Below are 15717 nucleotides of genomic sequence, written 5' to 3'. Positions count from 1 at the left end.
AGCATGAAAAAAGTATCAATTATTGCCCATAGTCACTGGGATCGAGAATGGTATTTACCCTACGAACAGCACCATATGCGATTAGTAGAATTAATGGATGATTTGCTTGAGTTATTTGAAACGGATCCTGATTTTAACAGTTTCCATTTAGATGGACAAACGATTATTTTAGACGACTATTTACAAGTCCGACCAGAAAAAAAAGCATTAGTCCAAAAATACATTACAGAAGGAAAATTAAAAATTGGTCCCTTCTACATTTTGCAAGACGATTTCTTAACAAGTAGTGAATCCAACACCCGCAATATGCTGATTGGTATGGATGAAAGTAAAAAATGGGGTGTACCGGTTCAACTTGGTTATTTTCCAGATACTTTTGGAAATATGGGGCAAACTCCGCAGATGATGAAACAAGCTGGGCTAGATGTTGCGGCATTTGGTCGAGGAGTGAAGCCAACAGGTTTTGATAATGTAGTGATTAATGATGAAAAATATGCTTCTCAATACTCAGAAATGTGGTGGGAAGGTCCAGATGGTTCTAAGATTTTAGGTCTATTGTTTGCCAATTGGTACAGCAATGGAAATGAAATTCCAGTTGAAAAAGAAGCCGCAAAAGCCTTTTGGGCGAAAAAATTAGCAGATGCAGAAACGTATGCATCGACGGATCATCTATTAATGATGAATGGTTGCGATCATCAACCCGTTCAAAAAGACTTATCAAAAGCCATCGCAGTAGCCAATGAATTGTATCCAGAGATTGAATTTGTGCATACTGATTTTGATACGTATTTAACGGGACTCAAAGAAGCCTTACCTGCTGATTTAAGTACCGTCACTGGAGAATTGACTTCACAAGAGACTGACGGCTGGTATACGTTGGCGAACACTGCTTCTGCACGGATCTATTTAAAACAATGGAATACTCGCGTTTCAAGACAATTAGAAAATATTGCAGAACCTTTAGCAACAATGGCTTATGAAGTGACAAAAGAGTATCCACACGATTCATTGCGTTACGCATGGAAAACATTGATGCAAAACCATCCACACGATAGTATCTGTGGTTGTAGTGTGGATGAGGTTCATCGGGAAATGATGCCACGTTTTGAAAAAGCCAATGAAGTTGGAAAATTTGTTGCCGATGAAGCAGCACGCCAATTAATTGCTGCTATTGATACGGCTAGTTTACCAGAGAATGGAATTCCGTTTGTTGTATTTAACACGAATGGTTCAGAAAAAACAGGTCTAGCAACGATTCGTTTGGAGATCAAACGCTTGCCATTTGCTAGTGGTTTGCCAGAAACCCTTTATCAAACGTTAAAAGCAGAAGATTTCCCTACGTTTAGTGTAAAAAACAGCAAAGGAGAAGTTGTTTTAGCTGAAATTAAAGATGATGGAGTTGAGTTCGGATACGATTTACCAAAAGATCGTTTTAGACAGCCCTTTATGGCACGATATGCACGAGTTGAAATTCCAATGGAAGCCATGACAGGTTTGAGCTGGGAAACATTTATGTTAGTAGAAACAGAAAAAAATCTGCAAGAAGCGTCAGACGAACTTATTAACGAGCTCGAAGGCACAATGGAAAATGAGTATCTTAAAGTTACGATTGCTTCTAATGGCATCTTGACGGTTCTTGATAAGGAAACGAATCACACCTATCACGACTTATTGAATTTTGAAGATGTCGGAGATTTAGGGAATGAATACATTTTTAAACAACCTGCTAATGATCAACCGATTTATTCTAAAAATAGTCAAGCGACAGTCAAGACTCTTAACAATACAGCAAGCTACGGAGAAATTGAAGTTACCCAACAATTGGACATACCAATTTCAATGGATAAGCGCTTAGAAGAAGAACAAAAAGCGGTTGTTGAATTCCGTTATCGTAAAGCAGAACGCAGTAAAAAACTTGCTCCGTTTACTCTAACCACTAAAATTTTATTAGAAAAAGGTAGCAGACAACTAAAATTCACCACTCACTTTGATAACCAAATGAAAGATCATCGACTTCGTGTTCTTTTCCCAACAGGAATTGAGACAACGGTTCATTATGCTGATAGTATTTATGAAGTTGTTGAAAGACCTAATACCACCGATAGTGCCTGGGAAAATCCAACGAATGCACAGCACCAGCATGCTTTTGTGAACGTAAAAGATCAGCGTCAAGGTGTAACCGTAGCTAATTTTGGCTTAAATGAGTACGAAATTTTACCTGAAGACACAACCATTGCGTTAACCCTATTACGTAGCGTCGGAGAGCTTGGAGATTGGGGATATTTTCCAACCCCAGAAGCGCAATGCCTAGGAGAACAGGTTGTCGAGTATGCCCTATCTTTCCACGGCTCAGCGGATGCCGTTCAGACATATCATGAAGCAATGACGTTCCAAGTTCCGTTTAGTACGTATCAAACGGATCGTCATCAAGGGTCATTGCCGCTAACCCATTGTTTTGCGGATTTAGAAGGCGAAAAAGTTGCCTTAACGGCCTTTAAACGAAATGAAGCTACTTCTGAAATCGTTACACGAGTGTATAATTTAACAAATGAGCAAACAACGTTTAACTTAACGATTCCTAATCAAACTCCGTATGTTTGTAATTTAATTGAAGAAATATCTGATGCTAAGCCGACAAAAGTAGTAGCTCCTTATGAAATTATTAGCTATCGTTGGCAAAAAGGCAATTAAACACGAGTGAAAAAACACTATTTTCTATAGTGTTTTTTCGCTATAAATTGCGAATTTAATAGAATCATGTAAAATAAAAGAAACGAATTCTTTAGGAGGAACGTAGATGGCAATTTTAGCTTTTGACTTAGGCGGAACGGCAGTAAAATACGGAATTTGGGAAAACAATCAGTTGCAAGAAATCAGCAGTTTTAGTACCCCAACTTCTTTTGATGAATTAGAAGAAAAAATGAAAGCGGTTTTAAATGAGCTTGAATTAAAATATGAAATAGCGGGTATTGGGATTAGTGCACCAGGCACAGTAGACACTCAAAAAGGCGAAATTGGGGGAATCAGCGCCATTCCTTATATTCATCGTTTTCCCATCAAAGCCCATTTTGAGCACAGCTTTAATCGACCTGTGACAATTGAAAATGACGCCAACTGCGCTGCCCTAGCTGAAATGTGGCAAGGCGCTGGTAAGGGAAAGAAAAATGTATTGTTTGTTGTCATTGGTACAGGAATTGGCGGAGCAGTAATCATGGAAGGGAAGTTGCAAAAGGGGCAACATCTTTATGGCGGTGAATTTGGTTTAATGATTTTGGATCGTGGAGAAAGCTTTAGCGAGCTAGGAACAGCAGCCAATATGGCGAAACGTTATTCAGAAAAAAAAGGAACACTCTATACAGGGGAAGAGGTTTTTGAAAGAGCCAATCAAGGAGAAGAAGATGCCTTGGAAGCTATTCATGAATTTTATCACTATTTAACAGTCGGGCTGTATAATTTACAATTCACAGTAGATCCAGAATTGATTATTATTGGTGGCGGAATTTCAAAAAAAGAAGAGCTTTATCCTGAAATCAACCAGCGAATGGAAGTCTTATTAGCTAAAAATGAGCTGAAAGACTTTGTCCCTCAAGTGATCCCTTGTGTGTATCGAAATGATGCGAATTTGGTAGGAGCAGTTGCGGTATTTAGTGAGCGTTATCCGAGTTTAAACTAAAAAAACATTGAGCTAATTCAATTAGCTCAATGTTTTTTTAGTTGGATTCAGAAATTGAGAAAGGAACTTCTTTAGTTGAATAGTCATGGTAAGTTGGCGCTAGTCCTAATGTAAAATGAAGACTTGCTCCCTCTAGTAAGGTTTGATGAGTTAAAAATAGAGGGCGATAGTCTTGTTGATTCACTTTCAAATTGGCAACAAAATTTGCTTGGGGAACGTTATTGTCTGTTTCAATCGTCAAAGCCTTTCCATTTGGCAAGTGTATCTTAACTGAATCAAACAATGGAATGCCAAGGACATATTCCCCACTACCTGGCGTTACTGGATAAAAGCCAAGAGCACTAAAGACAAACCAACCAGACATGCTCCCATTATCTTCATCCCCTGGAAAGCCATCAAAACCACTATTAAACAAGCGTGCCATGAGTTGTTTCACTACAACTTGAGTGGAAGCAGGTTGCCCTACATAATTAAACAAGTAAGGCAAATGGAAGCTAGGTTGATTTGAAAGAGCTAACTGACCATAATCAACAGCGGCCATTTCACTCATTTCATGAATTTCAAAACCATAGCCAAGCACATCAAATTCAGGCGGTTGGTTGCACAAATCAGTTATTTTTTTGAAGAAGGCTTCCTTTGAGCCATAAAGCTTGATTAAACCTGCAAAATCCTGGTAGACAGCAAAACTATTTTGCCATGCGCTGCCTTCTGCGTAATCAAGACCCCAGTTCAGATCGTTAAAATGTGGTCTGAATTCCCCTTTTGTATTTTTCGCCCGCATCAAGCCAGAAGCAGGATCAAATAAATTCTGATAATTTAAAGCATTTGAGCGGTACGTTTTAGCCAACTCGGTTTTTCCTAATAAATCAGCTACTTGGCTAATACAAAAATCACTATACGCATAATCCAAGGTGTGGTTCACACTTTCATGGTGATCCAGTGGAACGTAGCCATATTTCAGGTAATCGGTTGTCCCTCTTCGACCATAATTTGGATCTTTACTTTGAGTTGTAGCAGCATGGAGCATGGCAGATAAAAATTCTTCTAGTTGAACTTTATTAACGAGACCTTTCACTGCAGCGTCAGCAATAACAGCATCCACCAAGGTTCCTGGCATCAGTCCGCGTTCATCAGGTGAAAGCCATTTAGGTAAGTAGCCTGTTTCGCGATAGGAAGTGAGCAAACCCTCCAAAATTTCTTGATATTCAGTAGGAGCAATCAAAGAATAGAGAGGGTAGACGGTTTTGTAAGTATCCCAAAAACCATTATTTGTGTACAAAATACCATTAGCGACTTTTTTAGTAGTTGTATTGTAGTGAATCGGTTGATTATCTAATGTAAGCTCGTAGAATTTTTGTGGAAATAAAAACATTCGGTACAAGCAAGTGTAAAAAGTTTTCACCTGTTCTTGATTGGAGCTTTGAATCTCAATTTTAGATAGATAATGAGTCCAACGATCTGCTGCAAGAGTCTTTAAATCTGCAAATGAATGTTCAGCTAGTTCACGTTGGTAATTTAATTGAGCCTGCTCAATACTGATATAAGAAGTGGCTAATTTAATAGATGCCTGTTGATTCGACAATGTCAAAAAACGAAGAATAAAAGCTTTATCTTGCCCGTTTAATTCAGTAGCTGAGATAAAGTCATCGCCATTAAAGTAGCCCGTTTTAGCTAAGTCAATAGAAGCATCAAAAGTCATTGTGAAGTAGAGTTTAAAATTTTCATCTAAACAACCTGAGAAATTTGAAATAAAACCGGTTAACGTCGAAGTTTCAACATCAAGTTGATAAGAGGATTTGCCAGGTGCTTGTAAAATAAAGCCAGGATCATCTTTCTGTGGATAGGTTAGTTTTAAACTGGCGCCGCGTTCAGTAGGAGTCAATTCAGTTGTAATTTGATAGCGCTGTTGCTTTATTTTTAAATAGTGAGGTTGAAAAATCGCTTCTTCAGGTCGATAGGAGCTTTGATAGCTAAACACATCTCCTTTTAAATAGGTTCCTGTAACCGGTGTCATTAAGATATGTGCAAAATCGCCCATCCAAGGACTTGGTTGATGGCTAATTCGAATTCCTTGAAAGGTGCGGTGAAGTGGATTGAAAAACCAACTAGATTCATGATTGGTTTGCGGAACATAATGATTCATTCCAAAAGGCAAACTTGTGTAAGGTAAGGTATTTCCATTTGAAAAACTGTGACTGTTATGAGTACCTTGTCGTGTGTCAATAGACTCTAGCATAATAAAACCTCTCTTTTTGTTTTATTTGATATATCAATATAGCTATTTTAACATATCTATAAAAGGTTTGTAAGGTGTTTGTGAAATGTTGTATTTCTTTTTAATGATATATCATTAAAAAGGGCTGAACTAAAATTTTTTTTAATAATTTCTTGGTAAAAATAAAGTTGAAAAGATGATTGTTATTATTTTTATATTTGGTATAATCAAGCTTAGATTTCAGGAATGCTATTATCAATAAAACAAATCGAAATGGTTTCAAGGAAAGTTTCAAATTCACAAAGCAAGTCAAAATTCAATTAAAAGAGGATCAGAAAAATGGAAGTAAATCATGACAGAAGAAGTCATATGAACAAAGTAACACTAGGTGGAATTTTAGTTGCGTTAGGTGTTGTTTATGGCGATATCGGAACGTCACCACTTTATGTAATGAAAGCTATTGTAAAAGGAAATGGTGGTTTAGCTAATATTTCCGAAAACTTTATTTTAGGTTCAGTTTCACTCGTATTTTGGACGATTACCATTTTAACAACCATTAAATACGTCTTAATTACGTTACGGGCAGATAACCATGGTGAAGGTGGGATTTTCTCCTTATATACTTTAGTTCGAAAGCAAGCCAAATGGCTCATCGTTCCAGCTATGATTGGGGGCGCCACGCTCTTAGCAGACGGAATGCTCACCCCGGCGGTAACAGTAACGTCAGCCATTGAAGGATTAAAAGAGATACCGGTATTTAGTTCGTTCTTTGGTGAAAACCAACATATAATCATCGTAATTGTAATTACGATTATCAGTGCCTTGTTTTTAATTCAACGTTTTGGATCAGAAACTGTTGGGAAAATGTTTGGACCAATTATGATGGTTTGGTTTACAACCTTAGCTATTTTTGGGATTGTGAATATTACAAGAGATGTGACGTTGTTTAGAGCATTGTCCCCACACTATGCAATCGCAGTTCTTTTTAGCGATGAAAATAAAATGGGATTTTTCATTTTAGGTGGTGTTTTCCTAGCAACAACAGGTGCAGAAGCGTTGTATTCTGATTTGGGACATGCGGGAAGAAAAAACATTTACGCAACATGGGGCTTTGTAAAATTAAGTCTAGTTTTAAATTATTTTGGTCAAGCTGCATGGTTATTAGATGCCAAAAATGATCCTCGATTATTAGCAATGAAAGATATGAACCCTTTCTTTCAAATGATGCCAAAACAATTCTTGATTTATGGTGTCGTAATCGCTACATTAGCCGCAATCATAGCCTCACAAGCCTTGATTTCTGGCTCGTATACACTTGTTTCAGAAGCCATTAAATTGAATCTATTGCCACGTCTTCACAGTCGCTATCCATCAAGTTCAAAAGGACAAGTTTACATTTCAACAGTCAATACAATCCTTTGGGCAGTGTGCGTAGGAGTGGTGTTATTCTTTAGAAGTTCTGATCGAATGGAGGCCGCCTATGGTTTAGCCATTACGGTCACTATGTTGATGACGACTATTTTATTGTACAATTATTTGATTAAAATTCATTGTCCAAAATGGGTTGCAATGGGAATGTTGCTTTTCTTTGGCGCTTTTGAATTTTCATTCTTCCTATCAAGTGCCGTTAAATTTATGCATGGTGGTTTTGTAACTGTGATTATAGCACTGGCTATTCTGTTTGTTATGTTTATCTGCATTCGCAGCTACAAAATTAAAATGCGCTTATTGGAAAATGTGCCATTAGCAGATTATAAAGATCAGTTGGTGCAATTAACTCATGACGCAGACCGTACAAAATATGCAACAAACTTAGTTTATTTAACCAATTGTGCCAAACCCGGACAAGTAGAATCTAAAATTATGTATTCTATCTTAGATAAACGACCAAAACGCGCAGATGTGTATTGGTTTGTAAATGTGGTTGTAACAGACGAACCCTATACCGCAGAGTACACCGTAGACAACATTGGTGGAACAGATTATATGATTAAGATTCAACTAAAATTAGGGTTTAGAGTCAATCAAAAACTCAATGTATTCTTACGACAAATCGTAACAGAATTAGTTGAAAGTGGCGAAGTAGACATTCAATCAAGAAACTATACAACCATTCCAGGACGTAAAGTCGGCGATTTCCGCTTTATCTTGATTCAAGAACAACTTTCCATGGAAACAGAATTAAACAGCTTTGAAACCTTTATAATGCAAGCGAAACTCATGCTGAAACGTCATACAGTTGAACCCGAAAAATGGTTTGGCTTAAATGCAAGTGACGTTGAAATCGAATACGTGCCATTATTCTTAGGGAAGCGGAAAGATTTGGTGTTAAAACGAGTAGCGAAGTAACGTGACATATAAAGCTATAAAAGACGATACAACCTTTAAATAGATGGTTGTATCGTTTTTTTTTACATAATAAATCAGCTAAACAAAAAAATGGTTGCGTTTTCAAAAAACATATGCTAACATAAAGACAATTAAGAACAGGCATGTGACTGGTAATGCAGGCAGGACCTAAATACAGTATTTTTCAAAAAAGAGTTTCATTTTGATGAATGCAGTATTTAGATTCTGCCTGTTTTTTTGCGTAGTGTTTGGCCAATACTACGTAACTACTTATAAAGGAGAAATTGTGATGAACTATAAAGAAACTGCTGTATCGATTCTATCGCTAATTGGCGGAAAAGAAAATGTATCACACCTTGAGCATTGCTCGACTCGATTACGTTTTACGTTAAAAGATAATACTAAAATAGAAACTGAAAAACTTGAAAAAATTGATGGCGTCATTGGAGTTCGTCAAAATGTTCAATGTCAAGTCATTATTGGCAATGATGTTGTTGAAGTTTACGATGAAATGAAAGCTTTGTTAGGAGAACTATCAGAATCAGGCAGTTCAACTGAAAAACAAAAATGGGGAGCCGTGATATTAGATTTTATTATTTCTATTTTTCAGCCCCTTATTCCAGCCATTGCTGGTGGAGGTATTTTAAAATCATTATTGTTACTTGCTTCTGTTACTGGAGTAATGAGCGATCAAAGTCAAACATACCAAATTCTTAACTTAATTGGAGGTGCACCGCTTTACTTTTTACCTATTTTGGTTGCTATGACAACGGCAAATAAATTAAAAGTAAACCAGCTGGTTGCCGTATCAGCTGTAGGTGCACTGATTTTGCCAGAGCTGTCTACTTTATTGACAGAAGGAGCTACTTTTTTAGGCTTTGGTATAACGAATATTGCCTATGCTTCTCAAGTATTTCCAGCAATTTTAACGGTATTATTTTATGCTCAGGTAGAAAAACTATTTACCAACTATTCACCAAAGCCCATTCGAATTTTCTTTGTTCCAATGATGAGTTTATTGATTACAGTACCAGTCGCACTACTTGTTTTAGGACCATTAGGATATAATGTTGGGACCGTTTTTTCTACAGCAATCATTTGGCTTTATTCTCGCTTGGGGTGGGTTGCTACAGGAGTATTGGCAGCTGGATTGCCCTTTATGGTAGTGACGGGTATGCACAAAGCCATGATTCCATATGCTGTTTCTTCAATGAGTGAAATTGGAGCGGAACTCCTTTATTTACCTGCTTCATTAGCCCATAACATTGCGGAATCAGGGGCCTGTTTTGCTGTAAGTATTAAAACAAAAGATCAAAAGCTACGTTCTACTGCGATATCTGCAGCAATTTCAGCACTCTTTGGGATTACAGAACCAGCTTTATATGGCGTAACGATTTTAAATAAACGTGTGTTGTATAGTGTGATGTTTGCTAGTTTAGTCGGAGGTAGTTTTGCAGGAATTATGGCTATTAAAGCTTTTGCATTGGTAGGACCTGGTTTAGCTAGCATTACGATGTTTGTCGATAAAATAAATCCAATGAACTTAATTTGGGCATTTGTCACAGTAGGTATTTCCTTTGTAATTGGATTTATAGCTGTACTAGTTAGCTACAAAGATGAGGTTGAATTAGAAAAAGCTGATGAGGTCAACGAAGCTTCTAACGCAGACGCTGAAAAACTAATCAGTCCAGTCGCAGGACAAATTATTTCTTTGAGTGAAGTCAAAGACGATGTCTTTTCAAGTGGGTTAATGGGAGATGGACTTGCGATCATTCCAGACGATAATGTATTGATTGCACCAGAAGACGGTGAAATTACCATGGTGTTTGAAACAAAACATGCTTTAGGATTTAAAACAACTAATGGAGCAGAAATTCTATTTCACATTGGTCTAAATACCGTACAATTAGGCGGAGAAGGATTTGAAGCATTTGTACAAGTGGGAGATAAGGTCGTAAAAGGACAAAAATTGATTGAATTCAATTTGGAAAAAATTAAATCAGCTGGATTTGATCCAACGATTGTCTGTGTTGTAACAAATAAGGAAGCCTACACGGTTAAAACGTCTCATCAATCTGAGATGGTTACGAACCAGACGGATGTCTTATCCATTGTACCAATTATATAACAGAAAAAACGTGAAAATAGGAGGATATTATGAAAATTAAAAACACATTTCCAAAGAATTTTTTATGGGGTGGCGCAATTGCTGCCAATCAAGTAGAGGGGGGCTGGAATGTTGATGGAAAGGGCTTATCTGTAGCAGATATTGCTAGTTACAAACCACATGTAGATAATAAAGATTATGCAGCTCATATGGATATTTCCACTTCAACAATTGAATCAGCGATGGCTGATAAAACAGACAAATGGTACCCTAAACGTCGAGGAATTGACTTTTATCATCGCTACAAAGAGGATTTGGCATTGTTTAGCGAACTAGGATTTAAAACTTTACGTTTGTCTATCGCGTGGACACGTCTCTTTCCAACAGGTGAAGAAGAACAGCCAAACGAAAAAGGAATCGCCTTTTATCGTAGTGTATTTAAAGAGATGCAACGTCTAGGAATCAAACCAATTGTTACGCTGTCCCACTATGAAATGCCATTATCTCTTAGTTTAAAGTACAATGGATGGGTTAATCGTCGAGTGATAGATGATTTTGTTCGTTTTGCAACCGTTTGTTTCGAAGAATTTGGTGAATACGTTGATTACTGGTTGACGTTTAATGAAATTGATAGTATTCATCGTCATCCATTTACAACAGCTGGGATTGTACCAGACAAGTGTCAACCTGGAAAAGAAGAGCAAGAAATCTATCAAGCATTGCATCATCAATTTGTTGCGAGTGCATTAGTAACAAAAATAGCGCATGAAATTAATCAAGAAAACAAAGTAGGCTGTATGTTGACTAAACTAATGACCTATCCATTAACTTGTGCACCCCTTGATGTTGAACTTACTTTAAAGAAAAATTTAGAAAATAATTTTTATACGGATGTTCAAGTGAAAGGAGAATATCCTAAAATGATTGAAGTTGCTTTAAAAAATAAAGGAATTGACATTAAAATAACTCCAGAAGAACGACAAATTTTGAGAGAAAATACGGTTGATTTTCTTTCGTTCAGTTATTATATGTCGATGGCGGAGTCCGGAGATCCTAAAGCGGAAAGAACTCCTGGTAATACTGTTTTAGGTGTTAAAAATCCATATCTACCATCAACAGACTGGGGATGGCAAATTGATCCCAAAGGACTAAAAATTGCCTTGATTGAATTATACGATCGCTATCAGCTACCGTTGATGATTGTAGAAAACGGAATGGGATCTGTTGATACGATTGAAGAGGGACATATTCACGATCCCTATCGAATTGCTTATTTTAAAGCACATTTTCAACAAATGAAAGAAGCCATTGATGAGGGGGTCGATTTGATAGGATACACGAGTTGGGCGCCGATTGATTTAGTCAGCGCAGGAACATCTCAAATGTCAAAACGTTACGGATTCATCTATGTTGATGCAGATGATGAAGGAAATGGCACATACAATCGCTCTAAAAAAGATTCCTTTGATTGGTATCAAGAGGTTATTGCCACAAATGGTGGAAGTTTAGAGGAGTAGTAGACAAGGAGAGGATCTGGATGATCTTAGTAAAAAAAGTATTGAATTCAAGTGTAGTTCTTGTGGAAAAAGAAGGACAAGAAATGATTGCTTTAGGGAAAGGAATCGGTTACGGTAAAAAAAGGGGCGATTTTATTTCCGATTCAGTAGTTGACCAAATTTTCTTGCCAATAGAAGAGCAGAAATCTTCACAATTTGCTGAACTAGTTGATGAAATTCCAATGAAATTTTTTGAAATCACGAAAGAAATTGTTTCGATTGCAGAAGAAGAGTTAGCTGTATCACTGAATACAAGTATTTATTTAACCCTTTCCGACCACTTGCATTTTGCAGTTGAACGTAGTGAGAAGGGATTAAATACTTCGAATCGATTGTATTGGGAAATTAAAAATTACTATCCAAAAGAGCTTCATATTGGTGAGATTGCTTTAAACAAAATGAAAAGGAGCTATCAAATTGAGCTACCAATTGAAGAAGCTTCAAATATCGCTTTTCATTTAATTAATGCCCAATCCGACAACCACGAGGACAAAGATGGGTTAAAAAAAGCTAAATTGGTTGGAACAATCGTTAATATGGTCCGCTATTCACTACGACAAGAAATTGATACAAATTCAGTACATTATACACGTTTTATCACCCATGTCCGCTTTTTTGTTGATCGTTTTTTTTCCGATGGTCTACTTCAAGAAAAGGAAGATGAATTGTACCGTCAAATGTGGTCTTTATATCCAGGTGCAATGGAAATTGCAACAAAAGTTAAAAATTATATCGATCAAAGCTACTATACACAAATACCGGAAAATGAATTGGTTTACCTTGGTGTTCATCTTAATCGTTTGATGAATCATTCTGCGATTGAAAATGACTAGTGTCTGATTAAATGATTCAACAAGTCTTGATTTGAAGTCAAGGCTTGTTTTTTTTAAGCAAAGAAGATAAGAATAGCGATGACAACTAGTCTTGCTCAAAATAGTTAAAGACATTTTAACGAAATAAAGTTTTTTATTGACTAATGCCACCGACTCTCCTATTCTAAAGATACTACATAAAATGAAGGGAGAGACTATGAAAGCAAAAGGTCCACTGTATATCGAAGTTGCTGAAAATATTAAATCCGCTATTTTAAATGGGGTTTATCCTGTTGGCACACAAATCCCTACTGAAAATGAGTTGGAACAAACCTTTAACGTTAGTAAAATCACGGTTCGTAAAGCTATTGAGATTTTATCGAATGAAGGCTATGTGGAAAAGAAAAGTGGCAAAGGAACAACCGTATTAAGTGATCGATTATTTAATAAACTGTCTAAAGCAGCCTCATTTTCTAGTATGATTGAAGCATCAGGGCACCATTTAACCAAAGAAATTTTAGCCGTAGAAAAAGTGAAACTAACCGTCGATCAAACAGAGCTAACACAAATTTTTGGCAAACAAGCCTTTAAATTAACACGTTTTTATCGTTTAGACGAGGAACCTTATATTTACTTTGAACATTACTTACCAACGTTAGGAAACGAAAAAAATCTGATTCAAATGGAACAAATCTCTTTGTATAAATGGTTAGCTAGTCACCAAAAAGTGGTTGCTCGATTTCAAGATAGCTTTTCAGTGGAGGAAGTAAGTAGAGAAATTAAAACTTTATTAGCCACCGATCAAAGCCACTTATTAAAACGAAAGCGAACTTCATATAGTCAAACAGGAGAAATTATTGAAATTTCTTATGCACTTTACGACACAATCAAGTATCCTTATTTGATTGAATATGAAATTTAATCCCTAATAAGGACGAAAAACAGCACAAAAAGCCGCGGCTTAGTGCTGTTTTTTTGTTATTCATTTATTTAAAAAGAAAAGTCATGCAAGAGCTAAAAAAAGAAAATAAAAAAACTGCACTTATTCAAGTGCAATCATCTACTATTGTATTTCAGCTAGGATACCGATATATTTTAAATGTAAAGGGTTTCAATAAAGTGCTGAAAAAGAAAGGATTGAGTAAGATGCAGCTATCAAAACGACAAATCAAAATAATTTTAGCCTTATTGGATTTAGAAAACGCCATTACAACCAAAGAATTAGCTGAACAGTTTCAAATGAGTATTCGCACAATCAAGTATGATTTAGACGCAATCAAAACATGGTTTACAAAGAAAGGCAGTTTATTGTGCACACAGCGAAACAAAGGAATCTGGCTAGACGTGACAGACTCCAAAAGAATCGAATTAAAAAATGAACTGTTGCAAGTTGAGCGTTATGAATTGTATCCAGATCAAGAAATTAGAATACATCAAATGATTACGATTCTATGTTTGCAAACAACTTATTTAACCACCCAACAGCTTGCAGATGATTTAAAAGTCAGTAAAAGCACCATTGTAGCAGATTTAGAAAAATTAGAACAGGTCTTAATGAGCTACCAATTGCAATTGATTCGAAAGAACTATTTTGGTTACACCATCGTAGGAGCAGAAAATCAGATTCGGCTGTTGCTAGAATTTATTATTCAAAAAGAAATTACCGATTACGATATTTACAATATTATGAACGTGATCACCAATCCCACTGAGGAAAGCAATCATCAGTTGAAATTAGCCATTCATAGCCAAATGCAACAGATCTATCAAGTAACCTTATTTGAAATGTCAAAAATCGTGAATCAAGAAGTGTTAGAGCAGTTCAATTATAGCGAAATTTTATCGATTATTTTACGCGTAACCATCGCGACTGCCAGAATGAATATCAATCACACCATTGAAAGCTATAAAATATTGCCCAATCAAGAACTATTGGAAAAGAAAAAAGAATTGCCATTCTTATTGATGCGACAAGTTTTTAGTTCCTATGAATTTCCAATATTGGAAGATGAGTACATTTATATTTTTAGTGATGTTTTAATGGCTTATGAAGAACATAATATAGCCGATTTAACGAGGCAGATGATTGCATTTGTCAGCGAAAAAGAAGAGGTTGCATTCAATGGAGATCAGCAATTATTTACCAATTTATTCGCCCATTTATCATTGAAGCTGCATAAAAAATACTTGTTTGTAAATGAGTACAATCCCTTTACAGAAGATATTAAGCAACGGTATCCTTCTTTATTTCAAACGATTAGTGATGCTTGTCAAAAAGAAATTTCTAAATCCGTATCGATTATTAATGATTCTTTTATTTCGTACATTGCCTTGCATTTTCTCGTGTCATTTGAAAAATTAACGATCAATCAGACGATTGTGAGAATCGTTTACATTTGTTCTACCGGTTTAGGAGTGACGAGTCTCATTCAACAACGAATTATGGAAGAAGTTCCAAACGTTGAAATTGCTAGCTTTGCTTCTGTTTTAAAAGTAAAAGAAGTCCTTCAAGAAGTAGAGCCCGATTTAGTTGTGAGTATTTTTCCATTAGAAGATATACAACTGCCCTTCGTTAAAGTCAATCCCATCCCAACTAAATCAGATATCGCAACCATTCGTAAAATGGTAGAAGGAATTTTACAAGGAAATCCAAACAAAACAACGACAAAATTTTTGGCAAGTAAAGGAAAACCAAGTCAAAACGGAATTGAAGAAGAAAGCAGAGAATTAATTTTAATGGGATTTCTGGTATATGAGGAACTAATAAAATTATTTAATCAACGTATCCAAGAAGAGTACGAAGCAGCCTTTTTATTACATGTCTATATGATGGTTCATCGAATTTATTTTCAATCGCAATATGAAAATGAAGGCAATGTAGCACCAGATTCATTACTTAATTATCAAGAAGAAGTTGCTGAAATTGAAAGCATTATGGCAAAAAATAAGTTGCCAATTAACAAAGCTGAAATCACAGCTTTATTACAATACCTAACCATTTAGGA

Annotated in this window: 9 protein-coding genes; 8 read left to right on the top strand and 1 reads right to left on the bottom strand. The window is 36.2% G+C overall.

The genetic code is table 11. From position 1 onward, the window contains the following. Positions 1-3 precede the first annotated feature (3 nt). Both BR52_RS09210 and BR52_RS09205 read left to right on the top strand, forming a co-directional pair. Positions 4-2691 carry an alpha-mannosidase gene (locus BR52_RS09210; protein ID WP_034573780.1) on the top strand — a complete coding sequence of 896 codons (2688 nt, stop codon included), beginning with the start codon at positions 4-6 and terminating at the stop codon, positions 2689-2691. 106 nt (positions 2692-2797) lie between these two features. Continuing rightward, complete coding sequence (locus BR52_RS09205) at positions 2798-3673, top strand: ROK family protein (protein ID WP_034571813.1); 876 nt, start codon at positions 2798-2800, stop codon at positions 3671-3673. A gap of 37 nt (positions 3674-3710) precedes the next feature. Here BR52_RS09205 and BR52_RS09200 read toward each other — a convergent pair whose 3' ends face one another. Further along, positions 3711-5912, bottom strand: a complete 2202-nt coding sequence (locus BR52_RS09200; RefSeq protein WP_201785268.1) for a GH92 family glycosyl hydrolase — start codon at positions 5910-5912, stop codon at positions 3711-3713. 315 nt (positions 5913-6227) lie between these two features. Here BR52_RS09200 and BR52_RS09195 point away from each other — a divergent pair, with 315 nt between their 5' ends. The 6 genes from BR52_RS09195 to BR52_RS09170 all read left to right on the top strand — a co-directional run bounded on the left by BR52_RS09195 (position 6228) and on the right by BR52_RS09170 (position 15715). Beyond that, positions 6228-8237 (top strand): KUP/HAK/KT family potassium transporter, encoded by a 2010-nt coding sequence (locus BR52_RS09195; RefSeq protein ID WP_034571809.1) that lies wholly within the window; start codon positions 6228-6230, stop codon positions 8235-8237. A 289-nt stretch (positions 8238-8526) separates the two neighbouring features. Continuing rightward, positions 8527-10365: a beta-glucoside-specific PTS transporter subunit IIABC gene (locus BR52_RS09190; protein ID WP_034571806.1), complete on the top strand. Its 1839-nt coding sequence runs from the start codon at positions 8527-8529 to the stop codon at positions 10363-10365. A 29-nt stretch (positions 10366-10394) separates the two neighbouring features. Next, positions 10395-11861: a glycoside hydrolase family 1 protein gene (locus BR52_RS09185; protein ID WP_034571803.1), complete on the top strand. Its 1467-nt coding sequence runs from the start codon at positions 10395-10397 to the stop codon at positions 11859-11861. A gap of 20 nt (positions 11862-11881) precedes the next feature. Beyond that, positions 11882-12733, top strand: a complete 852-nt coding sequence (locus BR52_RS09180) for a PRD domain-containing protein (RefSeq protein ID WP_034571799.1) — start codon at positions 11882-11884, stop codon at positions 12731-12733. A gap of 196 nt (positions 12734-12929) precedes the next feature. Continuing rightward, entirely contained in the window at positions 12930-13634 is a 705-nt protein-coding gene (locus tag BR52_RS09175) for a GntR family transcriptional regulator (protein WP_034571796.1), read from the top strand. A 224-nt stretch (positions 13635-13858) separates the two neighbouring features. After that, the gene (locus BR52_RS09170) at positions 13859-15715 is read left to right on the top strand and encodes a BglG family transcription antiterminator (RefSeq protein WP_034573778.1); all 1857 of its coding nucleotides are present in this window, start codon (positions 13859-13861) and stop codon (positions 15713-15715) included. Positions 15716-15717 lie beyond the last annotated feature (2 nt).

It is taken from the genome of Carnobacterium divergens DSM 20623 (assembly GCF_000744255.1).
GTDB classification, from domain to species: Bacteria; Bacillota; Bacilli; order Lactobacillales; family Carnobacteriaceae; genus Carnobacterium; species Carnobacterium divergens.
Note: the sequence above shows the minus strand (reverse complement) of the source record. Positions and strands in the feature narration are given on the sequence as shown.

Bases quoted from the DNA above. Each gene is read 5' to 3' on its own strand.
- BR52_RS09210 (WP_034573780.1), top strand. From the start codon at position 4: ATGAAAAAAGTATCAATTATTGCCCATAGTCACTGGGATCGAGAATGG.
- BR52_RS09205 (WP_034571813.1), top strand. From the start codon at position 2,798: ATGGCAATTTTAGCTTTTGACTTAGGCGGAACGGCAGTAAAATACGGA.
- BR52_RS09195 (WP_034571809.1), top strand. From the start codon at position 6,228: ATGGAAGTAAATCATGACAGAAGAAGTCATATGAACAAAGTAACACTA.
- BR52_RS09190 (WP_034571806.1), top strand. From the start codon at position 8,527: ATGAACTATAAAGAAACTGCTGTATCGATTCTATCGCTAATTGGCGGA.
- BR52_RS09185 (WP_034571803.1), top strand. From the start codon at position 10,395: ATGAAAATTAAAAACACATTTCCAAAGAATTTTTTATGGGGTGGCGCA.
- BR52_RS09180 (WP_034571799.1), top strand. From the start codon at position 11,882: ATGATCTTAGTAAAAAAAGTATTGAATTCAAGTGTAGTTCTTGTGGAA.
- BR52_RS09175 (WP_034571796.1), top strand. From the start codon at position 12,930: ATGAAAGCAAAAGGTCCACTGTATATCGAAGTTGCTGAAAATATTAAA.
- BR52_RS09170 (WP_034573778.1), top strand. From the start codon at position 13,859: ATGCAGCTATCAAAACGACAAATCAAAATAATTTTAGCCTTATTGGAT.